Annotated in this window: 21 protein-coding genes and 2 riboswitches; of the genes, 12 read left to right on the top strand and 9 right to left on the bottom strand. The window is 72.0% G+C overall.

The window, feature by feature from the left end; genetic code table 11:
• Window positions 1-27 precede the first annotated feature (27 nt).
• A complete protein-coding gene (locus J2S46_RS12040; protein WP_191293667.1) occupies window positions 28-246 on the bottom strand; it encodes a hypothetical protein in 219 nt (72 codons plus the stop codon).
• Window positions 247-482: 236 nt separating this feature from the next.
• Between J2S46_RS12040 and J2S46_RS12035 the strand changes: the two genes are divergently transcribed.
• Window positions 483-1,460, top strand: a complete 978-nt coding sequence (locus J2S46_RS12035; RefSeq protein ID WP_190215834.1) for a carbohydrate kinase family protein — start codon at window positions 483-485, stop codon at window positions 1,458-1,460.
• 71 nt (window positions 1,461-1,531) lie between these two features.
• On the opposite strand, the gene J2S46_RS12030 is transcribed toward J2S46_RS12035, so the two are convergent.
• Window positions 1,532-3,052 carry a cysteine desulfurase/sulfurtransferase TusA family protein gene (locus J2S46_RS12030; RefSeq protein WP_191293666.1) on the bottom strand — a complete coding sequence of 507 codons (1,521 nt, stop codon included), beginning with the start codon at window positions 3,050-3,052 and terminating at the stop codon, window positions 1,532-1,534.
• Window positions 3,053-3,410: 358 nt separating this feature from the next.
• Here J2S46_RS12030 and ctaC point away from each other — a divergent pair, with 358 nt between their 5' ends.
• The 4 genes from ctaC (at window position 3,411) to J2S46_RS12010 (ending at window position 7,892) form a co-directional block, all read left to right on the top strand.
• Window positions 3,411-4,262, top strand: coding sequence for an aa3-type cytochrome oxidase subunit II (gene ctaC / locus J2S46_RS12025; RefSeq protein WP_191293665.1), 852 nt, complete (start codon window positions 3,411-3,413; stop codon window positions 4,260-4,262).
• On the top strand, window positions 4,262-6,040 hold the full coding sequence (ctaD, locus tag J2S46_RS12020) for an aa3-type cytochrome oxidase subunit I (protein ID WP_370882184.1): 1,779 nt from the start codon (window positions 4,262-4,264) through the stop codon (window positions 6,038-6,040). The genes ctaC and ctaD overlap by 1 nt, the downstream gene beginning before the upstream one ends.
• The gene (locus J2S46_RS12015) at window positions 6,040-6,456 is read left to right on the top strand and encodes a cytochrome c oxidase subunit 4 (protein WP_191291640.1); all 417 of its coding nucleotides are present in this window, start codon (window positions 6,040-6,042) and stop codon (window positions 6,454-6,456) included. Before ctaD ends, J2S46_RS12015 begins: the two co-directional genes overlap by 1 nt.
• Window positions 6,457-6,626: 170 nt before the next feature.
• Complete coding sequence (locus tag J2S46_RS12010; RefSeq protein WP_191291641.1) at window positions 6,627-7,892, top strand: L,D-transpeptidase; 1,266 nt, start codon at window positions 6,627-6,629, stop codon at window positions 7,890-7,892.
• An 82-nt stretch (window positions 7,893-7,974) separates the two neighbouring features.
• Here J2S46_RS12010 and J2S46_RS12005 read toward each other — a convergent pair whose 3' ends face one another.
• From J2S46_RS12005 to ctaE, 5 genes are all read right to left on the bottom strand, one after another.
• Complete coding sequence (locus J2S46_RS12005; protein WP_191291642.1) at window positions 7,975-8,346, bottom strand: GntR family transcriptional regulator; 372 nt, start codon at window positions 8,344-8,346, stop codon at window positions 7,975-7,977.
• A gap of 105 nt (window positions 8,347-8,451) precedes the next feature.
• Window positions 8,452-10,110, bottom strand: a complete 1,659-nt coding sequence (gene qcrB / locus J2S46_RS12000; RefSeq protein WP_191291643.1) for a cytochrome bc1 complex cytochrome b subunit — start codon at window positions 10,108-10,110, stop codon at window positions 8,452-8,454.
• On the bottom strand, window positions 10,107-11,174 hold the full coding sequence (gene qcrA / locus J2S46_RS11995) for a cytochrome bc1 complex Rieske iron-sulfur subunit (protein WP_191291644.1): 1,068 nt from the start codon (window positions 11,172-11,174) through the stop codon (window positions 10,107-10,109). The genes qcrB and qcrA overlap by 4 nt, the downstream gene beginning before the upstream one ends.
• Window positions 11,171-11,977, bottom strand: a complete 807-nt coding sequence (qcrC, locus tag J2S46_RS11990) for a cytochrome bc1 complex diheme cytochrome c subunit (protein ID WP_191291645.1) — start codon at window positions 11,975-11,977, stop codon at window positions 11,171-11,173. The genes qcrA and qcrC overlap by 4 nt, the downstream gene beginning before the upstream one ends.
• A 186-nt stretch (window positions 11,978-12,163) precedes the next feature.
• A complete protein-coding gene (ctaE, locus tag J2S46_RS11985) occupies window positions 12,164-12,784 on the bottom strand; it encodes an aa3-type cytochrome oxidase subunit III (RefSeq protein ID WP_073923280.1) in 621 nt (206 codons plus the stop codon).
• A 438-nt stretch (window positions 12,785-13,222) separates the two neighbouring features.
• Between ctaE and J2S46_RS11980 the strand changes: the two genes are divergently transcribed.
• The 3 genes from J2S46_RS11980 (at window position 13,223) to J2S46_RS11970 (ending at window position 16,707) form a co-directional block, all read left to right on the top strand.
• Window positions 13,223-13,648 carry a response regulator gene (locus J2S46_RS11980; RefSeq protein ID WP_073923281.1) on the top strand — a complete coding sequence of 142 codons (426 nt, stop codon included), beginning with the start codon at window positions 13,223-13,225 and terminating at the stop codon, window positions 13,646-13,648.
• Window positions 13,649-13,946: 298 nt separating this feature from the next.
• Window positions 13,947-15,023 (top strand): anthranilate phosphoribosyltransferase, encoded by a 1,077-nt coding sequence (trpD, locus tag J2S46_RS11975; RefSeq protein ID WP_191291646.1) that lies wholly within the window; start codon window positions 13,947-13,949, stop codon window positions 15,021-15,023.
• Between the two features lie 136 nt (window positions 15,024-15,159).
• Window positions 15,160-15,277, top strand: a riboswitch (SAM riboswitch).
• 50 nt (window positions 15,278-15,327) lie between these two features.
• A complete protein-coding gene (locus J2S46_RS11970) occupies window positions 15,328-16,707 on the top strand; it encodes an aminotransferase class V-fold PLP-dependent enzyme (RefSeq protein WP_191291647.1) in 1,380 nt (459 codons plus the stop codon).
• Window positions 16,708-16,772: 65 nt separating this feature from the next.
• Here the strand turns inward: J2S46_RS11970 and J2S46_RS11965 are convergent, their stop codons facing one another.
• Window positions 16,773-17,054, bottom strand: a complete 282-nt coding sequence (locus J2S46_RS11965; RefSeq protein WP_073923284.1) for an Lrp/AsnC family transcriptional regulator — start codon at window positions 17,052-17,054, stop codon at window positions 16,773-16,775.
• Window positions 17,055-17,160: 106 nt separating this feature from the next.
• Entirely contained in the window at window positions 17,161-17,976 is an 816-nt protein-coding gene (locus tag J2S46_RS11960) for a rhomboid family intramembrane serine protease (RefSeq protein ID WP_191291648.1), read from the bottom strand.
• A gap of 203 nt (window positions 17,977-18,179) precedes the next feature.
• On the opposite strand from J2S46_RS11960, the gene J2S46_RS11955 reads away from it, so the two are divergent.
• The 4 genes from J2S46_RS11955 (at window position 18,180) to J2S46_RS11940 (ending at window position 23,389) form a co-directional block, all read left to right on the top strand.
• Window positions 18,180-18,437, top strand: a complete 258-nt coding sequence (locus tag J2S46_RS11955; RefSeq protein WP_191291649.1) for a hypothetical protein — start codon at window positions 18,180-18,182, stop codon at window positions 18,435-18,437.
• Between the two features lie 191 nt (window positions 18,438-18,628).
• Window positions 18,629-20,167: an NYN domain-containing protein gene (locus J2S46_RS11950; protein WP_229912959.1), complete on the top strand. Its 1,539-nt coding sequence runs from the start codon at window positions 18,629-18,631 to the stop codon at window positions 20,165-20,167.
• A gap of 366 nt (window positions 20,168-20,533) precedes the next feature.
• Entirely contained in the window at window positions 20,534-21,568 is a 1,035-nt protein-coding gene (locus J2S46_RS11945) for a C40 family peptidase (RefSeq protein ID WP_190213379.1), read from the top strand.
• A gap of 527 nt (window positions 21,569-22,095) precedes the next feature.
• Window positions 22,096-22,260, top strand: a riboswitch (cyclic di-AMP (ydaO/yuaA leader).
• Window positions 22,261-22,321: 61 nt separating this feature from the next.
• Window positions 22,322-23,389 carry a C40 family peptidase gene (locus tag J2S46_RS11940; RefSeq protein WP_307349762.1) on the top strand — a complete coding sequence of 356 codons (1,068 nt, stop codon included), beginning with the start codon at window positions 22,322-22,324 and terminating at the stop codon, window positions 23,387-23,389.
• The last annotated feature ends 200 nt before the right edge of the window (window positions 23,390-23,589 follow it).

Raw genomic sequence — 23,589 nt, 5'->3', positions numbered from 1 at the left:
AGGCGGCGCCGCCCAGCGGGCGGGGGCCTACACCCCGTACTCGGCCATCGCGGCGACCAGCCGCTGCGCCCCGGACGACACCGCGAAGCCCGGTCCGGCCGTCACCACCGCCTCCTCGCCGACGGCGGACGGCGGCCAGAAGCGGCCCAGCCGACGGGACGAACTCACCAGCGCGTCCAGGGTGTCCAGGTCGGTGTCACCCCGCAGGGCGGGGGAGACGCGCAAGGGGTGCTGACTGGAATTCATCGGGTCATCGCTCCGATCACCGTGCCGTGGCGACGGTGCCACGGACGTGGACGGGGGCCGCTGACGGGCCCCTCTGCTGCGACCCTAGGACGCCCGCCGGGCGGGGACCAGTGCTACCCGGAGGTAGTACCCGTTCGTGCCGGGCCGCCGGCGTCTACGGCCCGGGTGCCCCGGGCGGGTACCGTGGGGAGGTTCGTCCGCTGCCCCTGGCCCTGCCGCCACTCTGAGGAGACCCCGTGCGTATCGCCGTCGCCGGCTCGATCGCCACCGACCACCTGATGACCTTCCCCGGCCGGTTCGCCGACCAGCTGGTCGCCGAGCAGCTGCACACGGTGTCGCTGTCCTTCCTGATCGACACCCTCGACATCCGTCGGGGCGGGGTCGCCGCGAACATCTCGTTCGGCATGGGTGTCCTGGGCCTGCGCCCGATCCTGGTCGGCGCCACCGGGGCGGACTTCGCGGAGTACCGCAGCTGGCTGCAGCGCCACAACGTGGACACCGAGTCCGTGCACATCTCCGAGACCCGGCACACCGCCCGCTTCATGTGCACCACGGACGAGGACCACAACCAGATCGCCTCCTTCTACACCGGGGCGATGGCCGAGGCCCGCTACATCGAGCTCAAGCCGATCGCCGACCGGGTCGGTGCCCTGGACCTCGTGCTGATCGGCGCGGACGACCCGCAGGCGATGGTCCGCCACACCCAGGAGTGCCGCACCCGGGGCTACGCCTTCGCCGCCGACCCCTCCCAGCAGCTGGCCCGCCTGGAGGGCGACGACATCCGCGAGATCGTGGACGGCGCCGCGTACCTCTTCACCAACGAGTACGAGGCCGCGCTCATCGAGAGCAAGACCGGCTGGGACGCCGACGAGATCCTCACCCGGGTCGGCACCCGGGTCACCACCCTCGGCAGCAAGGGCGTGCGGATCGACCGCAAGGGCGAGGCGCCCATCACGGTCGGCTGCGCCCCCGAGGAGCGCAAGACCGACCCGACCGGTGTCGGCGACGCGTTCCGGGCCGGCTTCCTGGCGGGCCTGTCCTGGCAGCTCGATCTGGAGCGCTCGGCCCAGCTCGGCTGCATGCTCGCCACCCTGGTGATCGAGACCGTCGGCACCCAGGAGTACGAGCTGCGCCCTTCCGCGTTCCTGCAGCGCTTCGAGAACGCGTACGGCGCCGAGGCGGCGGCCGACATCCGGGCGCACCTGGTCAAGTAGTCCCGCCCGCACCGCCTGTGCCCCGCCGCCCCGGTCGTGGGCCCGGCCCTGACCGGTCCGGCTCGGCCGGGTCAGGCGGTGCGGCGGACCAGGTAGGCCACACCCCGGTCGCCGCCGTAGCCGGCGGCCGGGGCCTCGCCCAGGTACTCCTGCCCGCGCATCCCGCACCAGGCCGGGATGTCCAGCCGGGCCGCCTCGTCGTCGGCCAGCACCGCGACCGTCCCGCCGGCCGGCACCTCGCCGATCCGCCTGGCCAGCTCGATCACCGGCAGCGGGCACCGCTTGCCCAGCGCGTCGAGCACCAGCGCGACCAGCACCGGGGCGTCGAGCACCGGCGCCCCGCCGTCCGCCACCTCGCCGTCCGCTCCTTCGCCCCCCGCCGCTCCGCCGTCCGGCTCCCCGGCGTCCGGCGCCGGGCCGCGGAGCGGCACGGGGGCGCTCCCCGCCGGGGCGGGCAGGTCCAGTCCGAGCGGGGCCCGGACCCCGGCGACGATCCCCGGCAGCACCGCGAGGAACCGCTCGACCTCCGCCCCGGCGGCGTCGAAGGGCAGCGAGACCCGGACGTTGCCCTCGGTCAGCACCCCCATCGCGGCCAGCACGTGGCTCGGGGTCAGGGTGGAGGAGGTGCAGGAGGAGCCGGAGGAGACCGCGAAGCCGGCCCGGTCCAGCTCGGCCAGCAGCACCTCGCCGTCCACGTACAGGCAGGAGAAGGTGACCAGGTGCGGCAGCCGCCCGACCGGGTCGCCGACCACCTCCACCTCGGGCACCAGCTGCGGGACCCGCGTCCTGATCCGTTCGACCAGCCCGTGCAGCCGGGCGTTCTCCCGCTCGGCCTCGGCCCGGACGGCGCGCAGCGAGGCGGCCGCCGCCACGATCGCCGGCACGTTCACGTAGCCGGGCACCCGGCCGCCCTCGCGCTCGTCGGCGGGCAGCGGCGAGGCGTACCTGACGCCCTTGCGGACGACGAGCACCCCGACGCCGGCCGGCCCGCCCCACTTGTGGGCGCTGGCGGTCAGCAGGGACCAGCCGGGCGGGACGGCCGTCCGCCCGGCGCTCTGCGCGGCGTCCACCAGCAGCGGTACGTCGCCGCAGACCCCGGCCACCTCGGCGACCGGCTGGACGGTCCCCACCTCGTGGTTGGCGGACTGCAGGACGGCCAGCGCGGTGTCCGGCCGCAGGGCGGCGGCGAAGTCCGCCGGGGCGGCGCGCCCGAGCCGGTCCACCGGGACGACGGTGACCCGGCCCGTCCCGCTCCCGGCCGGCGTGCGCTCCCACCGCTCGGCGGTGTGCAGCACCGCGGAGTGCTCCACGGCGGAGTGCACCAGGTGGGCGCCGCGGCGACGGTTTCCGGCCAGCGCCCCGAGCATCCCCAGGTGCAGGGCCTGGGTGCCGCTGGCGGTGAACGACACCTCGTCGGCCCGCACCCCCAGGACCTCGGCGACCGTCCCGCGCGCGGCGTCGAGCAGCATCCGGGCCTGCCGGCCCGAGCGGTAGAGCCGGGCGGGGTCGGCCCAGCCCTCGTCCAGCGCGGCGGTCAACGCCTGCCGGGCGACCGGGTGAAGCGGGGCGGTGGAGGCCACGTCGAAGTACACGGGATCATTCAACTACAGACCCGGTCCCGACCCGGCGTCTCACCGCCCGTCAGTCGATCACCCGGTTTGTCCGATTCGTCCGCACCCGACGGGTCGTCACCCACCTCCCGGGGGCGTGTCCCCCGATCGGGCGTACGACCCTCGAAAGTCTGCTGTGACCTGGGAATCCGCCCCGGCCGGGCCTGATCGGGCGACCGGGCGGCGCGTTACCGGGACCTGCCCGTCAGCAGCGCATAAGGCTGGAGTAGGGTTTGGCCCGCATAAGCATTCAAACCGTGCCCGTGGTCGGGTCGCCGGGGAGGGTCACCACCCTCTTCGGAGCGACGCGAAGGCGGGCGAGACTTCGGGAAGGCGCTACGTGAGTCCCAACGGCTCCGACCGCTCGCCGCGGCGCACGATGCGGCGGAAGCTGCCTCAGGCGCTGGCACTGGGCCTCGTCATCGCGACCGCTACCGGCTGCTCGGCCAATGACCTCCCCAGGCTTGGCCTCCCGAAGCCCGTCACGGTGGAAGGGCCCCTGGTCCTCCACATGTGGCAGGGCTCGTGGATCGCGGCGCTGGCAGTGGGCGCACTGATGTGGGGTCTGATCATCTGGAGCGTGATCTTCCACCGGCGCAGCCGCACCGGTATCCAGATCCCTCCGCAGACCCGGTACAACGTGCCCATCGAGGCGCTCTACACCGCGGTCCCCATCGTCATCGTGTCGGTGCTCTTCTACTTCGTCGCCCGCGACGAGACGCGGCTGACCTCCACCTCCGAGAAGCCCGCGCACACGGTCAACGTGGTGGGCTTCCAGTGGAGCTGGGCGTTCAACTACGAGAACACCGAGAAGCCCGACCCGACCAGCACCACGGCGGCGTACGAGGTGGGCACGCCCGCCGAGCCGCCGACGCTGTACCTGCCGGTCAACGAGTCGGTCAAGTTCGTCCTCACCTCGCGGGACGTCATCCACGACTTCTGGCCCGTCAACTTCCTGATGAAGATGGACGTCGTGCCGGGCGTGGTGAACAAGTTCGAGGTCACGCCGACCCAGATCGGCGAGTACAAGGGCAAGTGCGCCGAGCTCTGCGGCGTCGACCACTCGCGGATGCTCTTCAACGTGAAGGTCGTGTCCCGCGCGGACTACGACGCGCACCTGGCGGACCTGCGGGCCAAGGGCCAGACCGGCGCGGTGCCCTCCGGCATCACGACCATGGGAAGTGAAGAATAGTGACCATCCTCAACGAGCCCGCCGCGGCCGGCGGGGGCGCCGGGGCCGTCACGGTCGGCGGGGGCCAGCGCACCCGCAAGCCGGGTTCCACCATCATCAAGTGGCTGACCACCACCGACCACAAGACGATCGGCACCCTCTACCTGGGGACGTCCTTCGCCTTCTTCCTGATCGGTGGCATCCTCGCGCTGGTCATGCGCGCCGAGCTGGCTCGTCCCGGGACCCAGATCCTGTCGAACGAGCAGTTCAACCAGGCGTTCACGATGCACGGCACGATCATGCTGCTGATGTTCGCGACCCCGCTCTTCGCGGGCTTCGCGAACTGGATCATGCCGCTGCAGATCGGCGCGCCCGACGTGGCGTTCCCGCGACTGAACATGTTCGCCTACTGGCTCTACCTGTTCGGCTCGACGATCGCGGTGGCCGGCTTCGTCACCCCGCAGGGCGCGGCCGACTTCGGCTGGTTCGCGTACTCGCCGCTGTCCGACGCCGTCCGCTCGCCGGGCATCGGCGCCGACATGTGGATCATGGGTCTGGCCTTCTCCGGCTTCGGCACCATCCTCGGCGCCGTCAACTTCATCACCACGATCATCTGCATGCGCGCGCCCGGCATGACGATGTTCCGGATGTCGATCTTCGTCTGGAACGTCCTGCTGACCGCGGTGCTCGTCCTGCTGGCCTTCCCGGTCCTCGCCGCCGCGCTCTTCGCGCTGGAGGCGGATCGAAAGTTCGGGGCTCACGTCTTCGACCCGGCCAACGGCGGGGCGCTGCTCTGGCAGCACCTGTTCTGGTTCTTCGGCCACCCCGAGGTCTACATCATCGCGCTGCCGTTCTTCGGCATCGTGTCGGAGATCATCCCGGTCTTCAGCCGCAAGCCGATGTTCGGCTACTCCGGCCTGATCGCGGCCACCATCGCGATCGCCGGTCTGTCCGTGACGGTGTGGGCGCACCACATGTACGTCACCGGGCAGGTGCTGCTGCCGTTCTTCTCCTTCATGACCTTCCTGATCGCGGTCCCGACCGGGGTGAAGTTCTTCAACTGGGTCGGCACCATGTGGAAGGGCTCGCTGAGCTTCGAGACCCCGATGCTCTGGACGATCGGCTTCCTGGTCACCTTCCTCTTCGGCGGCCTCACCGGTGTCCTGCTGGCCTCCCCGCCGATCGACTTCCACGTCTCGGACTCGTACTTCGTCGTCGCCCACTTCCACTACGTGGTCTTCGGCACCGTCGTCTTCGCGATGTTCGCCGGCTTCCACTTCTGGTGGCCGAAGATGACCGGCAAGATGCTCGACGAGCGCCTCGGGAAGATCACCTTCTGGACGCTGTTCATCGGCTTCCACGCGACCTTCCTGGTCCAGCACTGGCTCGGCGCCGAGGGCATGCCCCGCCGCTACGCCGACTACCTGGTCTCGGACGGCTTCACCACCCTGAACACCGTCTCCACCATCGGCTCCTTCCTGCTCGGCCTGTCGATCCTGCCGTTCCTCTACAACGTCTGGAAGACCGCCAAGTACGGCGAGAAGATCGAGGTCGACGACCCGTGGGGCTACGGCCGCTCGCTGGAGTGGGCGACCTCCTGCCCGCCGCCGCGGCACAACTTCCTCACCCTCCCGCGCATCCGCTCGGAATCCCCGGCGTTCGACCTGCACCACCCGGAGATCGCCGCGCTGGACTACCTGGAGGCGCACGGTGAGCCGGCCAAGCACTTCGCCGGCGTGACCCCGGCCAAGTACGACAACCCGCAGCTGGGCAAGGGCAAGAAGGACGGCGACGCCTGATGAAGGAACAGGGCAAGATCTTCGGGGGCTTCGCGGTCTTCATCCTCGCGATGGCCATCACGTACGGCATCTGGACCTCGAAGAGCGACCTCGGCTTCGAGGCGGCCGGTACCACCGCGCTGGTCCTGGCCTTCGGCCTCTGCGCCATGATCGGGTACTACCTCGCCTTCACCGCCCGCCGGGTGGACAGCGGCGCGGGTGACAACCCCGAGGCGGAGGTCGCGGACGACGCCGGCGAGCTGGGCTTCTTCGCCCCGCACAGCTGGCAGCCGCTCGCGCTCGCGATCGGCGGCGCGCTCGCCTTCTGCGGCGTGATCTTCGGTTGGTGGCTGCTGTACTGGTCGATCCCGATCATCCTGATCGGCCTGTACGGCTGGGTCTTCGAGTTCTACCGGGGCGAGGACCAGAACCAGTAGGTTCCTCCCGCTCATCCACAGGGCCGGGCTCCCCGCAAGGGGCGCCCGGCCCTGCTGCGTCCCCCGGGTGGCGGCCTCACTCCTCCGGCTCAGCGCGAGGTCCTCCGGATGTCGCTATCCGCGTGGTGTTCCTACGATCTGAACAATCGTGCGACCCCTCGGAGGCGGGCATGACCGGCAGGCGCGGAACCTCAGGCATACGCAGCAGCATCTCCCTCGCACTCATCTGCATAACCCCGCTGGCCGCCTGCTCCTCGGGCGGCCCGGAGCAGGCCACCGAGCCCTCCCGGACGGTGGACGCGGCGCCGCTGGTGCACACCTCGGCCGCCGGTGGCCTCGACCCCTCCCAGCCCCTCACCGTGACCGCCGAGCCCGGCACCCGGCTCACCGACGTCACGCTCAGCGGGCCGGACGGGCACCTGGTCGCCGGGAAGCTCTCCGAGGACCAGCGCAGCTGGCAGAGCACCGGCCATCTGAAGGCCGCCACCAGCTACACCGTCAGGATCGCCGCCGACGACGGCAAGGGCGGCCGGGGCGAGACCAGCTCCACCTTCAGCACCGTCGCGGCGCAGCGGCTGCTCACCGCCGAACTCGGCCCGGACTCCTCGGGCAGCGGCGTCTACGGGGTGGGCCAGCCGCTCACCGTGAAGCTCTCCGAGGCGGTCAAGGACCCGGCCGCCCGCCAGGAGGTCGAGAGCGCGCTGCGGGTGGTCTCCCAGCCCGCCGTCATCGGTGCCTGGTACTGGGTCGACGACCAGAACCTGCACTTCCGGCCGAAGGACTACTGGCCGGCCAACGCCACGGTGGCGCTGAGCTTCGACGGCGAGGGCGTCCGGATCTCCGACGGCCTGTACGGCGGGCCGCCGGCCACGCTGGCCCTGAAGACCGGCGACCGGGTCGAGAGCGTGGTGGACGCCGCCACCCACGAGCTGACCCTCACCCGCAACGGCCAGCCGGTGCGCACCATCCCGGTCACCACCGGCAAGCCCGGCTTCTCCACCCGCAACGGCATCAAGGTGGTGCTCGGCCAGGAGCGCTCGGTGCGGATGAGCGGGGAGTCGATCGGGATCGCGGCCGGCAGCTCGGAGTCCTACGACCTCCAGGTCGAGTGGGCCACCCGGGTCACCTGGAGCGGCGAGTACGTGCACGCCGCGCCCTGGTCGGTGGCCTCCCAGGGCGTCGACAACGTCAGCCACGGCTGTACCGGGATGAGCACCGAGAACGCCAAGTGGTTCTACGAGCAGACCCGGGTCGGCGACCTCGTCCAGGTGGTCAACAGCCAGGGCGCCGGCATGGAGCCCTTCGGCAACGGGTTCGGCGACTGGAACCTCACCTGGGACGACTGGGTCAAGCACAGCGCCACGGGGAAGCCGGTCAGCACCGACGGCCCGGTGGGCCAGGGCCAGGCGGCCGCGGTGATCCTCCCGCAGCTGTGACAGGCGGGGTGGGCGGCCTCCCCGGTGCCCCGTCCGGCCCCGGGCGGGGAGCGCGCGGGGGAGGCGGCCGCCCGCCGGGCGGTCAGGAGGCCTCGTAGGCCATCCGCAGGGCCGTAGCGACCGCGGCCTCGGCGTCCGCCCGGGGGACGCCGAGGCGCCGGGCCCGCTCCGCGTACTCGGTGGCGGCGGCGGCCGTGAGGCGGTGGGCGGTGTCGCCGGTGGCGGCGATCAGCGTGCCGCGCCGGCCGTGCGTCTCGACCACGCCCTCGGCCTCCAGCTCCCGGTAGGCGCGGGCCACGGTGTTGGCGGCCAGCCCGAGCTGCTCGGCCAGCGCCCGTACGGTGGGCAGCTTGAGGCCGGTGGGCAGCTCGCCGCTGCGGGCCTGCCCGGCGATCTGGGACCGGATCTGCTCGTACGGGGGAGTGGCGGCTTCGGGGTCGACGGACAGCTGCACGAGGGCTCCTGACGGACGGCGGGGACGGTGCGGAAAAGCCCGAGGGCCGCCGACCAGGGAAGTCTGGTCAGCGGCCCTCGGGGGTGACGCGGGGTGCGTACGGGATCAGTGGTGGCCGTGGCCGCTGGTGATCTCGTGGTGCTCCTCGGCGGTCGGCTTGGCGATCTGGCTGCCCTCGCCGTAGAAGCCGTGGGAGAGCTTGGCACGGGTCTTGGTGAGGATGCCGGTCTTGGCGGCGACACCGTTCTCGTCCACCTCGGCCGGCAGCTCCATCGGCAGCGGCTGGTCGTGCGCGGTGAGCTTGTGCAGCTTGTCCTGCGGCAGCTGCGCGTGCACCTCGACGAACTCGCCGTGCGGCAGGCGCTTGATGACACCGGTCTCGCGGCCGTGCAGCACCTTGTCCCGGTCACGGCGCTGGAGGCCGAGGCACCAGCGCTTGGTGATCACGAAGGTGATCACCGGGATGACGAAGAAGCCGACCCGGACGAAGTACGTGATGTCGTTGATCGACAGGTGCAGGTGGGTCGCGATGAGGTCGTTGCCACCACCGATCAGCAGCACCAGGTACAGGCTGATCCAGGCCGCGCCGAGGCCGGTGCGGACCGGGGCGTTGCGCGGGCGGTCCAGGATGTGGTGCTCGCGCTTGTCACCGCTGACCCAGGACTCGATGAACGGGTAGACCGCGATGACGGCCAGCACCAGCGGGAAGATCATCAGCGGCACGAACACACCCATGTTCAGGGTGTGGCCCCAGGCGCGGATCTCCCAGCCCGGCATGATGCGGATCAGGCCCTCGGAGAAGCCCATGTACCAGTCCGGCTGGGCGTCGGTCGACACCTGGTCGGGGCGGTACGGGCCGTACGCCCAGATCGGGTTGACGGTCGCGATCGCGGCCATCGCCGAGATGATGCCGAAGACCAGGAAGAAGAAGCCACCGGCCTTGGCCATGTAGACCGGCATCAGCGGCATGCCGACGACGTTCTTCTCGGTCTTGCCCGGCCCGGCCCACTGGGTGTGCTTGTGGTAGAAGACCAGGATCAGGTGCGCCACCAGCAGGCCCACCATCACACCCGGGATGAGCAGGATGTGGATGGTGAAGAAGCGCGGAATGATGTCCGTGCCCGGGAACTCCCCGCCGAACAGGAAGAACTGGAGGTAGGTGCCCACCAGCGGGACGGCGAGGATCGCGCCCTCCATGAAGCGGATACCCGTACCGGAGAGCAGGTCGTCCGGCAGGGAGTAGCCCATGAAGCCGTCGAACATGCCCAGGAAGAGCAGCAGGAACCCGAAGATCCAGTTGACCTCACGGGGCTTGCGGAACGCGCCGGTGAAGAACACGCGCATCATGTGCACGAGCATCGCGGCGACGAACACGATCGCGGCCCAGTGGTGGATCTGGCGGATCAGCAGACCGCCGCGGACATCGAAGCTGATGTCCATCGTGGAGGCGTAGGCCTCCGACATCCTGATGCCGTTCAGCGGGGCGTAGGAGCCGTGGTAGACGACCTCGCCCATGCTGGGGTTGAAGAAGAGCGTCAGGTAGACGCCCGTCAGGATGATGATGATGAAGGTGTAGAGGCAGATCTCACCGAGCATGAAGGACCAGTGGTCCGGGAAGATCTTGCGCAGGTTGGCCTTGGCGAGGGAGTAGATCCCCAGCCGGCCGTCCGCCCAGTCCGCTACGGCCTCGGCCTTGTTGGCGGGCTTTTCGCGGGTGCTGGCCGGCTTGGACGCGCCACTGGTGGCGCTGTTCGCGGCACTCATGAGCGCTCCCAGAAACTCGGGCCGACGGGCTCCGCGAAGTCGCCGGTGGCGACCAGGAAGCCCTCTTCGTTGGTGGTGATCTTCAGCTGCGGCAGCGGGTGACCGGCCGGGCCGAAGATCACGCGGGCGCCGTCCGCCAGGTCGAAGGTCGACTGGTGGCAGGGGCACAGCGCGTGGTGCGTCTGCTGCTCGTAGAGGCTGATCGGGCAGCCGACGTGCGTGCAGATCTTGGAGTAGGCCAGGATGCCCTCGAAGCCGAGCTCCGCGGAGTCCTTGTCCTTGATGTTCTCCGGGGCGATCCGGACGAGCATCAGCGCGTCCTTGGCGATCTGCTGCTGGAAGGTCTCGTCGTCCTCCTCCAGGCCCTCGGGCTTGGCGAAGGTCAGCGAGCCGACGACGATGTCCTCGGCCTTCATCGGCTTGTTGGTGTTCATGTTGACCAGCGGGAGCGGGTGCTCCGGCGTGGCCAGGTCCCAGCCGGTGTGCTGCAGCTTCTTCTCGGGCAGCGGGCCCAGGTCGCGCAGCAGCACCACGCCCGACAGCGGGACGAGCGCCATCGAGCCGATCAGGGTGTTGCGGATCATCTTGCGGCGGCCGAAGCCGGACTCGGCGGCGCCGGTCTTGAACTGCTCGATGACGTCCGCGCGGACCTCGTCGTCAGCCTCGATCGGGTGCCGCTCCGCCGGGAGCTCGTGGTCCGACATCAGCGTGCGGGCCCAGTGGACCGCGCCCGCGCCGATGCAGAACAGCGCCACCCCGAGGGTCAGGCCGAGCGCGAAGTTCAGCGCGCTGACGTGGCCCAGCGGGAAGATGTAGACGATCTTGTCCGCGTCGATCGCCACGTAGGAGGCGATGAAGCCCACCGTGGCGAGCATCGACACGACGAACATCAGCGAGACCTGGCGCTCGGCGCGCTTGGCCGCCCGCTCGTCGATGTCGGTGCGACGCGGTTCGTGGGCCGGGAGGCCCGGGTCGGCGAACGGGTCACCGTGCGAGGCGACCTCGTGCTGCCCTGCGGAGCCGTGCGACTCCGGGAGCTTGTCTTCTGACATGTCGTGGCTCATGACTTCCGGGCCTTGGTGGTGTGGGCGGCGACCCAGATCGCGACCGCGATGAGAACGCCGAGACCGAAGATCCAACCGAAGAGACCCTCGGTCACCGGACCGAGGCTGCCCAGGGTCAGACCGCCGGGGTTGGGCTCCTCGTTGAGGTTGCGGACGAACGCCACGATCTGGCGCTTCTGCTCCTCGGGCATGGTCGTGTCCGGGAACGAGGGCATGTTCTGCGGGCCGGTCTGCATGGCCTCGTAGATGTGCTTGGCCTCCACGCCCTCCAGCGAGGGGGCGTACTTGCCCTGGGTGAGGGCACCACCCTGGCCGGCGAAGTTGTGGCACTGGGCGCAGTTGGTGCGGAACAGCTCGCCGCCCGCGGCCACGTCGTCCGGGTTGGTCGAGGTGTACTGCTTCTCGGTCGGCGCCACCGGGCCCGGGCCGAGCGACGCGACGAACGCCGCGAGCTGGTCGATCTCGTGCTGGGTGTAGATGTTCTTCTTCTTCGGCACCTGGGCGCCGGGCTGCTGGGCCGGCATGCGGCCCGTGGCGACCTGGAAGTCGACCGCGGCGGAGCCGACGCCGACCAGGCTCGGACCGTCACTGCTGCCCTCGCCGTTGAGGCCGTGGCAGGAGGAGCAGCCGACCGCGAAGAGCTTCTTGCCCTCGTCGATCGCGAGCGACTGCGCGGCGGTGTCGGCCTGCGCCTTCTCGGCGGGCGCGAACGCGGCGTACAGCCCCCCGGTGGCCGCCAGGGCGAGAAGTAGGACGACCAGCGCCGCCAGTGGGTGGCGCCGTCGTGCGGAGAGCTTTTTCACGGAATAACCCCGGTGTCAGGATCTGGTCGACTGGTGGGTGCGCCCGGCGGCCGGTCTGGCCGGAACGGCAGGCTGCCTGTCTAGGGCTGCGCGCGCGGTCGGTCGGTGGGTGCGTCGTTCACCGGCAGCAGGGTCGTCTTCGGTGAGGGCGCCCCGCGGCCGGCGGCCAGCGACCTGATCAGCTGGTTACTTGATCAGGTAGATGGTCGCGAACAGGCCGATCCACACGACGTCGACGAAGTGCCAGTAGTACGACACCACGATGGCGGCCGTGGCCTGCTCGTGCGTGAAGCGCTTGGCAGCGTACGTGCGCCCCAGGACCAGCAGGAAGGCGATCAGACCGCCCGTCACGTGCATACCGTGGAAGCCGGTGGTCAGGTAGAACACCGTGCCGTACGGGTCGGAGGACAGCGACAGGCCGTCCTTCTTGACCAGCTCGGTGTACTCGAAGATCTGGCCGCCGATGAAGATCGCGCCCATCACGAAGGTGATGACGAACCACGAGCGGAGCTTCTTCACGTCACCGCGCTCGGCGGCGAAGACGCCGAGCTGGCAGGTCAGCGAGGAGAGCACCAGGATCGTGGTGTTGACGGAGGAGAAGGGCACGTTGAGCGCGTGCGCCTTCTCGCTCCAGAACTCCGCCCCCTTCACGGAGCGGAGAGTGAAGTACATCGCGAAGAGGGCCGCGAAGAACATCAACTCGGAACTCAGCCAGACGATCGTTCCGACGCTGACCATGTTCGGCCGGTTGACCGATCCGTGCGCGTGCCCGGTTTCTACTGCTGTTGCTGTCGCCACGACGGACATTATGTCGGTCCCTTATTCCGTCTTCACGCCGGGGGGTCTCCCTCGGAGTGTCCGGTGCGTGCGATATGCCCCGTTGAGGTCCGAGAGCGGGTCCGGCGGGGCGGTCGGCGCGGCTATGTCCGTTTTCTGACGGTTGTTCGGGCCCCCCGGCGCCCTCCGGAGGGCCCCGAGCACTCCTTTGCCCTGCGTGTCGGGGGCCCCGCGGCCCACCGGGTCGGCTAGCGGGTCCGCCGTACGGGTGGTCTTCGTGCGTCAGGGTGACGCGGTGCCCCCGGGCGGGTGACGGTTCAGCGCGGCGCCTTGGAACCGGCGCCGTCCGGTCCGCCCGCCGATCACTGCGGGCCGGATCGCGCGGGAGGGGCTCCACGGCGGGTGATCGGGAGTAGCATCCGGAGCAGGTGGACGTGGTCCGGATCACATCTGAGGGAGCAGGGCCCCATGGCGCACACGACCGACGAGACGCTCACCGTCCTCGTCTACAGCGATGACCGCAACACCCGCGAGCAGGTGCGGACGGCCCTCGGCCGGCGCCCGGCCGCGGACCTTCCCGAACTCGACTACCTGGAATGCGCGACCACGCCCGCCGTGCTCCGCGCCCTGGAGAAGGGCGGCGTGGACCTCTGCGTCCTGGACGGCGAGGCCGTCCCGGCCGGCGGGCTGGGCCTGGGCCGCCAGCTCAAGGACGAGATCTACGGCTGCCCGCCGGTGCTGGTGCTGATCGGCCGGCCGCAGGACTCCTGGCTGGCCGCCTGGAGCCGGGCGGACGCCGCCATCTCCCACCCGGTGGACCCGGTGGCGCTGGCCGAGGCCGCCGCCACCCTGCTCCGCAACCGGATCGCGGGCCGGACCCCGGCCACCCACTGACGGACCGGGCCCGGTGCGCCCCGCGCCCGGCGCCCCCGTACGGTCGGCGCCCGCCGCCGTACGGGGGCGCCGGGCGCCCTGGCGTCCGCCCCCGCCGGCCCGGCCCGGCGCTCCCGCCGCGGGCGACGGCCCGGCGCCGCTCCTGCGGCACGTCCGTGGGTACTGCCGCTGCGGCACCGCTGTCTCAGTACTAGAGAAGAGGGGCGCGGGCGTGGGCTGCCCTGCCGCGCCGCTGGATAGGCTGGCCTCCTGGTTCCCGGAGCCCTTCCGGCGACACTGACGAGAGCTGGAGTCAGCCATGGTGAACGCGCACCCTGCGAACGGCGGCAACGACCCCGTGCAGGTGGTCCGCGTCTGGCCGGATCTCCTGTCCGCACTGCTGAGGGGCGAGGACCTCACCCAGGACGACACCGCCTGGGCGATGGACCAGATCATGAGCGGCGAGGCCAGCCCCGCGCAGGTGGCCGGCTTCATGGTGGCGCTGCGGGCCAAGGGCGAGACGGTCGACGAGATCACCGGCCTGGTCGACGCGATGTACGCGCACGCCGAGCCGCTGCACATCCCCGGCCCGGCCGTCGACATCGTGGGCACCGGCGGCGACCGCGCCAAGACCGTCAACATCTCCACCATGTCGGCGATCGTCGCGGCCGCCGCAGGTGCCAAGGTGGTCAAGCACGGCAACCGCGCCGCCTCCTCGGCGAGCGGCTCCTCGGACGTGCTGGAGAAGCTCGGCATCAGCCTCGACCTGAGGGCCGCGCGGGTGGCCGACATCGCCGAGGAGGTCGGCCTGACCTTCTGTTTCGCGGCGAAGTTCCACCCGGCGATGCGGCACGCCGCGACCGCCCGGGCCGAGCTCGGCGTACCGACGGCCTTCAACATCCTCGGCCCGCTCACCAACCCGGCCCGGGTGACCGCCCACGCGGTCGGCTGCTTCGACACCCGGCTGGCCGGGCTGATCGCCGGCGTACTGGCCCGCCGCGGCTCGACCGCGCTGGTGTTCCGCGGCGACGACGGCCTGGACGAGCTGACCATCTCCACCACCTCCCGGGTCTGGATCGTGCAGGGCGGTGTGGTCACCGAGACCTCCTTCGACCCGCGCGAGGTCGGCATCGAGCCGGTCGGCATCGAGGCGCTGCGCGGGGCGGACGCCGCCTACAACGCGGACGTCGCGCGCCGGCTGCTGGCGGGGGAGCGCGGGCCCGTCCGGGACGCCGTGCTGCTGAACACCGCGGCCGCCCTGGTGGCGCTCGACCTGACCGGGGCACCGCTGGCCGAGCAGCTGGCGGCCGGGATGGCGCGGGCCGCCGAGGCCGTCGACTCGGGCGCGGCGCAGGCCCTGCTGAAGCACTGGGCCGAGGCCAGCAGCCGGCGCTGACCGCCGGCGCCGAGGCGTCCGAGGCCCGCGGAGCGACGCTCCGCGGGCCTTCGCCGTGCCGGCCGGAGGCCGCCGCCCGTCCACATGCCGGACTCCTGTTTGACCATCAGGCGGGCGCCACCTAATGTTTTCGCCAGGTCATGAGTGACAGCGACAAGCCCCAGCTTGCTGTCCGGCAACCCTCCGTCCGTGGCGGGGTGCCCTGGGTGAGGACCGGGTCACGCGGCAGTCCGTCCGCGTGGCAAGCGCGGACCACCGGCGTACTCGCACTCCCGGGGTCCTGACCTCAGAGGAGTGCACTCCCATGTCTGTGACCACCGATCTCTGCGCCCCGCTCGCCGTCCTCGGCCACGACGTCCAGGTCCCGCTGGTCAACGGCGAGAAGGTCGCCTACGCCGCCCTGGACTACGCCGCCAGCTCCCCAGCGCTCCAGCGGGTCTGGGACGACGTCGCCGCCTACGCCCCCTACTACGGCAGCGTGCACCGCGGCGCCGGCTACCTCTCGCAGCTGTCCACCGACCTGTTCGAGCAGAGCCGCCGCACCGTCGGGGAGTTCCTCGACCTGCGCGAGGGCGACCAGGTGGTCTTCACCCGCGCCACCACCGACTCGCTGAACCTGCTGGCGGGCGCCCTGCCCGCCGGCACCCGGGTCTTCGTCTTCGAGACCGAGCACCACGCCTCGCTGCTGCCCTGGCGCCGCGAGGGGGTCGCCGTCTCCTACCTGCGGGCCCCGCGCTCGCACGCCGAGGCGGTCGCCGCGCTGGACGAGGCGCTGGCCGGCGCGGGCGAGGGCCCGAAGCTGTTCTGCGTCACCGGCGCCTCCAACGTCACCGGCGAGCTGTGGCCGGTCGCCGAACTCACCCGCACCGCCCACCGCCACGGCGCCCGGGTCGTCCTGGACGCCGCCCAGCTCGCCCCGCACCACCGGGTCTCGGTCCGCGAGCTGGACGTGGACTGGGTCGCCTTCTCCGGCCACAAGCTGTACGCGCCGTTCGGCTCGGGCGTGCTGGCCGGCCGTCGTGACTGGCTGGACGCCGCCGAGCCGTACCTGGCCGGTGGCGGCGCCACCCGCACCGTGGCCCGCGAGGTGGACGGCTCGGTCGCCGTCGAGTGGAACTCCGGCCCGGCCCGCCACGAGGCCGGCTCCCCGAACGTGATCGGCGCCTACGCCATCGCCGCCGCCTGCCGGGCGCTGAGCGAGGCCGGCTTCGACGCGCTGGAGGCCCGCGAGCAGCAGCTGATCGCCCGCCTCAAGGCCGGCCTGGCCGAGATCCCCGAGGTCAAGGTGCTCAGCCTGTTCGGGGACACCCCGCTGCTCACCGACGTCGCCCGGGTGGGCGTGGTCTCCTTCGTCGTCCAGGGCTGGAACAGCTCGCACTTCTCGGCGGCGCTCTCCGCCGAGTACGGCATCGGTGTGCGCGACGGCCTGTTCTGCGCCCACCCGCTGGTCCGCACCCTGCTCGGCGGCGAGGAGGCCCCGCCGTCCGAGTGCGGCGCGCCGGAGGCCTCGCTGCCCGGCGAGCGCAGCCTGAACGCGATCCGGGTCAGCTTCGGCGCCGGCACCCCGGACGAGCACCTGGACCGGTTCCTGACCGCCGTCCGCGAGCTGGTCACCGACGGCGCCGCCTGGAGCTACCGCAGCGAGGGCGGCCGTTGCGTCGCCGACACCCGCCGGGCGGGCTGAGCCCGGGACCGCTGCCGGGAGCGGCCGGGGAGCCCGGCCGCTCCCGGCAGCGCCGCGTCTCCCCGCTACTCGCCCAGGCCGAGGGCGAAGGCGGCTTCGAGGTCGTGCTGGGAGTAGGTGCGGAAGGCGATCTGGGTCTCGGTGTGCTCCACGCCCGGCACCTTGTTGAGCTGACCCGGGATCACGTCGGCCAGGTCGTCGTGCCGGCGGACCCGGACCATCGCCACCAGGTCGTAGCCGCCGGTCACCGAGTAGACCTCGCTGACACCCTCGATGGCCGTGATCGCCTCGGCGATCTCCGGGATGCGGTCGACGCTGGTCTTGATCAGGACGATGGCGGTGATCACTCTGCTGCTCCTTTGTGGGGTGCGGCCAGCGTAGCCGCCGCCCCGCCCGGCGTCAGTCCGCCCGCGCGGGCCGGCGGGCACCGCCCCGGGCCCGGCGGCCGTCGGCTCAGCCGGCCCGGTGCGGGCCGGGGCGCCGGGGCGCGTGCGCACGGGCGGCCCAGGTGAGGAGGAAGCCGGCGCTGAAGCCGATCACGTGCACCAGGTACGCCACGCTGCCCGGGCCCGGCGGCTGCCCGCCGCCGTCCAGGCCGGTGGACCGCACCGACCACCACTGCAGCGCGAACCAGAGGCCCAGCACCAGCCAGGCGGGGAAGCGCAGCGGCAGGAAGAGCAGGAGCGGCACCAGCGTGGTCACCCGGGCCTTCGGGTACAGCCGCAGGTAGCCGCCGAGCACCGCCGCGATCGCCCCCGAGGCACCGATCAGGACCCGGTCCGAGCCCGCCGAGTGCGCCTGAGCCAGCGCGTAGCCGTAGGTGGCGAGGGTGCCCACCGCCAGGTAGAAGACCAGGAAGCGGACCCGCCCGAGGCGCTCCTCCACGCCGGCACCGAAGACGTAGAGGAAGAGCATGTTGCCGAGCAGGTGCAGCCAGCCGGCGTGCAGGAACAGCGAGCTGAGCACCGACAGCGCCGGTGACTTGCCCGGGGTTGGCCCCACCTCGCAGCCCGGCGGCTGGACGATCCGCCCGGCCGCCAGCGGGCGGTGCTCCAGCAGCTCGGCCGGCACCGCCCCCCAGCGCTGTTCGAAGCGCTGCTCGGCGCAGACCCGGGCCTGCCCGGTGCCGTAGACCGGGTTGAGGCCCGCCGCCGGGCCGAGCAGGAACACCAGGGTGTTGAGGGCGATCAGGGCGTAGGTGACCACCGGCGCGGGGACGGCCGCACGCCCGTCCCGCGCGCCGGTGTGGTCGAGGACCGGGATCGCCATGCCGGGGAGCATTCCTCGCGGGCGCGGCGGTGACACCGCGCTGTACTGCGAGTGGGTGACCGGGGCCGCTCCGGACCGGTGGCGGGCGAAGACGGCCCAGGCAATAGGCTTGGGGCGGGCATTCCCCGCCTCCCGCCGCCGACGCCGGGCCCCGGGGGGAGCGCCTCCCGCCCAGACCAGGGAACCGCCGAGAGGACCCCCCGATGACCGTCCCCGCCCTGACCGCTGAGACCCGCTGGCGCTGCACGCTGTGCGGCAACCTGACCCGCTTCGACGTGACCCGCACCGCGAAGGTGGTCGAGTACCTGCACTTCGACCTGGCGGGCGACTCCAAGGTCGAGGAGACCGAGGTGCTGGCCGAGACCGTCGAGTCGGTGCGCTGCCGCTGGTGCAACGCGGTGGACCAGGTCGAGCTGGTGGACCGTCCGGGCGCCGAGGCCGAGGCAGCCGACCAGGCCTGACCGGGAGGCCGGGGCCGGTCACCCGGCCCCGGGCCCGCCGCCGCCCCGCCCACCGCCGGCCCCGGGCCCCGCACCCGGGCCCCGGCGGGCCGTGCACCCCTCAGCCGCGGGAGTGTGGCGTGGCGCGGGGTGGGGCACCGTACAGGGACAATTGCAGAGAGCGGTGAGTTTCAGGGCAGCGGCAGCCGGCCGTGAGCACTCCGCAGAACAGGATCGGAGCCGAGGACGTGGTGGACGCAGCGAGGGAGCCCGCCGGACCGCAGGGGCAGCAGCCCGCTGTGGACGCCCGGCCCCCGGACGCGGTCGAGGCCGTCCCGGCCGGTGCTGAGACCACGGACGGGGACAGCGCCCCGGACGCCGGTGCCGGGCGGGCCGAGGACGGAACGCCCGCCGGCGAGGGCGACGCCGACGAGCGGACGGGCGAGCAGCTCGACCGCCCGCTGCCCGAGGGCGTCCGCCGCCGGGTGGTCGGGATCGCGGCCGACGCCCTGGGCGGCCTGCCGGTCGCCGAACTGCCGCTCTCGCTGCGCCAGTACGCCAAGTTCACGCCGGCCCGGCGGGCCAAGTACGCGGCCACCGCGCTGGCCGCCGCGCTGGAGTCGGAGCCCGCGTTCCGGGTGCGGATAGCGGACCGGTTGCGGCTGGGCCAGCCCGACCTGGTGAAGGCGCTGGAGGCCGGCACCGTGCCCGGCGCCGCCGACCCGATGGACGTCGCCACCGCCGCCTACCTGCTGCGCCCGCACGGCTGGGCCCGGCTGGTCGAGCAGGCCGGGGAGCTCGCCGAGCGGGCCGGCGCCGAGGGCGCGGCCGCCGAGTCGGCCCGGCTGGCCGAGAAGCTGCAGGCGGAGCTGGCCGAGCTGCGGGCCGCCGCCCGCAACGACCTGGAGCGCCAGCGCGCCGAGTCGGAGAGCGTGCGCAAGGAGGCGGAGTCGCTGCGCAAGAAGGTGCGCTCGCTGGAGAGCGACACCCGGCGGGCGCAGGCCGAGACCCGCAAGCTGGCCGCCGAGCTGGAGGCGCTGCGCGCCGCGTCGACCGCCGAGCGCAGCGCCGCCGACGGCGAGGCCCGGCGGCTGAAGCACCGGATCTCCGAGCTGGAGACGGCGGTCGAGCACGGCCGGCGCTCGGCCCGCGAGGGGCGCAGTGTGGAGGACATGCGGCTGCGGCTGCTGCTCGACACCGTCCTGCAGTCGGCGCAGGGGTTGCAGCGGGAGCTGGCGCTGCCGGTCGCCCGGATCCATCCGGCCGACCTGGTGGAGGCGGTGGAGCCGGCCTCCGCCTCGCCGCACGACGTGGCCCGCCGGGCGCTCGCCGAGGACGATCCGGCGCTGCTGGACCAGCTGCTGGCGATCCCGCAGGTCCATCTGGTGGTGGACGGCTACAACGTCACCAAGACCGGCTATCCCTCGTTGCCGCTGGAGCAGCAGCGGATCCGGCTGCTCGGGGGGCTGGCGATGCTCGCCCAGCGCACCCAGGCGGAGGTCACCTGCGTCTTCGACGGCCAGGACCTCGACGTCCCGGTGATCATGGCGCCGCCGCGCGGGGTCCGGGTGCGCTTCAGCCGGACGGGGGAGACGGCGGACGAGCTGATCCGCCGGCTGGTGCGGGCCGAGCCGCAGGGGCGGCCGGTGGTGGTGGTCTCCACCGACAAGGAGGTCGCGGACGGCGTGCGCAACGCCGGCGCGCGCCCCGTGGCGTCGGTCCTGCTGCTCAACCGGCTGGGCCGGGCCTGAGCCGGCCGGCCTGCTGCCCTGCTGCCCTGCTGCCCTGCCGCTTGCCGCTTGCCGCCTGCCGCCTGCCGCCTGCCGCCCTCCCGCGCTGTCCGCGATCAGTGCGGCAGGCGCGACCGGGGCAGCGCGGAGGGCTCCGGGCGGCGCGCGGGCCGGCCCGCGCGCCGGGTGTGGGTCGGCCTGCCTTGACAGCTGGTCAGGGCCTGGACGGCGGGAGTGTGTGGATCAGGTGAATTTCCGGCCGAGGCTCCACGTTGGTGGCCCGGCGGGAGTGGCGGAATGCGCTGATCTTCACTAGGGTCTGGCGTCAAACCTATTTTCCGGATACTCACTCGTTCGGGTGAGCCCGCAGGAAGAAGGAGCCGGTCCTTGGCCTCCCACCGCCGTCCGAAGCAGCCGAGCCGCGCGCGGGTGACCGTGCTCACCGCTGCCGCCGCGACCGCGGTCGCCCTGTCCGCCCAGATGAGCGCGCACGCCGCGCCCACCACGCCCTCCAAGAAGGAGGACGTGAAGGCGCAGATCGACAAGCTCAACGAGGAGCAGGAACAGGCCGCCGAGCGCTACAACGGCGCCAAGGAGCGGGCCGACCAGCTCCGCAAGCAGGCCGACCAGCTCCAGGACCAGGTGGCCCGGGGCCAGGACCAGATGACCCACCTTCAGGCGGGCCTGGCCGAGGTGGCGGGCGAGCAGTACCGCACCGGCGGCATCGACCCGTCCGTCCAGCTGATGCTCGCCTCGGACCCGTCCGGCTACCTCCAGCAGGCGACCAGCGTCCAGCAGGCGACCTCCAGCCAGGCCGAGGCGCTCAAGGGCCTGCAGGACCAGCAGCGCCGCCTCGACCAGCAGAAGATTGAGGCCGCGGCCATCCTGTCCTCGCTGGACGAGACCACCAAGGACCTGAACCAGGCCAAGGCGGACGTCAACCAGAAGCTGAAGGAGGCGCAGGCGCTGCTGAACACGCTCAGCGCCGCCGACCGCGCCTCGGTGGTCCAGGGCGACGGCCGCGCCTCGCGCGACTCCGTCCGCGTCGACCTCGGCACTCTGCCGCAGGCCGCCGGCTACGCCGGTGTCGCCGTGGCCAAGGCGATGAGCAAGCAGGGCGCCCCCTACGTCTGGGGCGCCACCGGGCCGAGCACCTTCGACTGCTCGGGCCTGATGGTGTGGGCGTACGGCCAGGCCGGTGTCTCGCTGCCGCGCACCTCGCAGTCCCAGGGCAACGTCGGCGTGCGGGTGCCCTCGCTGGCCGAGGCCCAGCCGGGCGACCTGGTCGTCTACGGCTCGGACCGCCACCACGTCGGGATGTACATCGGCAACGGGCTGGTGGTGCACGCGCCGCACACCGGCGACGTGGTCAAGGTGATGAAGGCCGACGCCATGCCGATCAACACGATCCGCCGGGTCTGACGCACCGCGAGGCGCGGGCCGGGCGCGGTTCGCGCCCGGCCCCCTCGCCGTCCGGGCCGGCCGGCCCGGACCCCGGGAGCGGGGTGCGCCTGACGCGTCCGGGCGCGGCGAGCGTCGGACCGCCGGGGCGGGCGGTGCCGGAGGGAACCCGGGGGCGGGTGAGAACCTGCCGGGGTAGCGACAACGGGCCCATTTCGGACATTTGTTGATTGTTCGCCATCTCCGACATGCCCGGGCGCCCCGAAATCCTCCTGTGATCTGGGACACGCCCCCCGAGGGCCTCTGGCGACCACATGATGAAAAACCATCAGCCCAGGGTGGACGGACGATCACATCTGGTCACAATCACAATCGAACTTGGGTGGAGTTCCAACTTTTTTCCTACAACGATTTGAACGGATCACGGTTTCGTTACTAGGGTCGTGCCTCGAACCACCGCACAGTCGATCACCCAGCCTGGGTGGCGGCGGGGGTTACCGCCGAGTCCGAGAAGCAGCACGGGCAGTCAACTGCCCGACGGGGAAGTCCCTACGGGGACGCTGTGGAACGGAGCCGGGGAACCACGTTCCTCGGGGTGAATCGGCGCCAGGTCGGCCGGTCGTCGTGAGACGCCGGGCCGGTGAGGCGTCGTAGGGCATCTCTTCCAGCCCGAACCCGTCAGCTCACCCGGTAGGCGGACGTAGGAAGAAGGAGCCCGCCTTCGTGGCGTCCCATCGTCGTCCCAAGCCCGCCGGTCGTGCCCGCGTATCGATCATGACCGCTGCTGCCGCCGCCGCCGTGGCCCTGTCCGCCCAGGCCGGCGCCCACGCCGACCCGGTGCAGACCAAGGACCAGGTCAAGGAGCAGGTCGACCAGCTCAACGAGCAGGCCGAGGTCGCCACCGAGGCCTACAACGGTGCGCAGGCCAAGCAGCAGGAACTGCAGAAGCAGGTCGGCGAGATCCAGGACCGGGTGGCGCGCCAGCAGGCCCAGGTGACCGACCTTCAGGGCGGCCTCGCCGAGATCGCGGCGGAGCAGTACCGCAACGGCGGCATCTCGCCGACCGTCCAGCTGATGCTCTCCACCAGCCCGGACAACTTCCTCAGCCAGGCCGGTTCCGTCAACCAGGCCGGCGATTCGCAGAGCAACGCCCTCAAGGAGCTCCAGGCCCAGCAGCGCAAGCTGGACCAGGACAAGTCCGAGGCGCAGAGCAAGCTCGCCGAGCTGGACACCACCACCCAGCAGCTCAAGGCCAGCAAGGACGAGGTCCAGGGCAAGCTCGCCAAGGCGCAGCAGCTGCTCAACACGCTGACCGAGCAGGAGCGTGAGGCGCTGAAGGCCGCCGAGGCCAAGGCCGCCGCGGACGCCAAGGCGAAGGCGGACGCCGCCAAGGCGCAGACCGATCGCGCCTCCCGCGACACCGCCCGCAGCCCGCTCAGCAGCGGCTCCACCGCGGCCGCCACCCCGGCGCCCTCGAACGTCCCGGCCAGCGGCCGGGCCGCCGCCGCCATCGCCGCGGCGGAGAGCAAGCTCGGTGCCCCGTACGTCTACGGCGCCACCGGCCCGAACTCCTTCGACTGCTCGGGCTTCACCGGCTGGGCCTACGCCCAGGCCAACGTGTCGCTGCCGCGCACCTCGCAGGCGCAGGCCTCGGCCGGCAAGCGGATCGGCACCAACATCGCCGACGCGCAGCCCGGCGACCTCATCATCTACTACGGCGGCATGTCCCACGTGGGCCTCTACGTGGGCGGCGGCCAGATCATCCACGCCCCGCACACGGGTGCGAACGTCCGCTACGAGTCCGCGACCGTGATGCCGATCTCGGCCATCGTCCGGATCTGACGCGGCCCGCGCCGCAGCTTCGCCGGCTCCTTCCGCAGGCCCGGCCCCCGGTTCGTCCGGGGGCCGGGCCTGCGGCGTTCCGGCCGCCCGAGCTGATGTCCGATTGGGGGTCAAATATTCGGGTTGGGAGGGGTTTGGACTCGGCCGCGAGGACTCGCTAACGTCTGCCCCCGGACCTCCGCTCGGACGGTCGCCCACTC

Source organism: Kitasatospora herbaricolor (genome assembly GCF_030813695.1).
Taxonomy (GTDB): domain Bacteria; phylum Actinomycetota; class Actinomycetes; order Streptomycetales; family Streptomycetaceae; genus Kitasatospora; species Kitasatospora herbaricolor.
The sequence above is the reverse complement of the archived record's forward strand: the minus strand, read 5'-3'. Positions and strand labels throughout refer to the sequence as shown.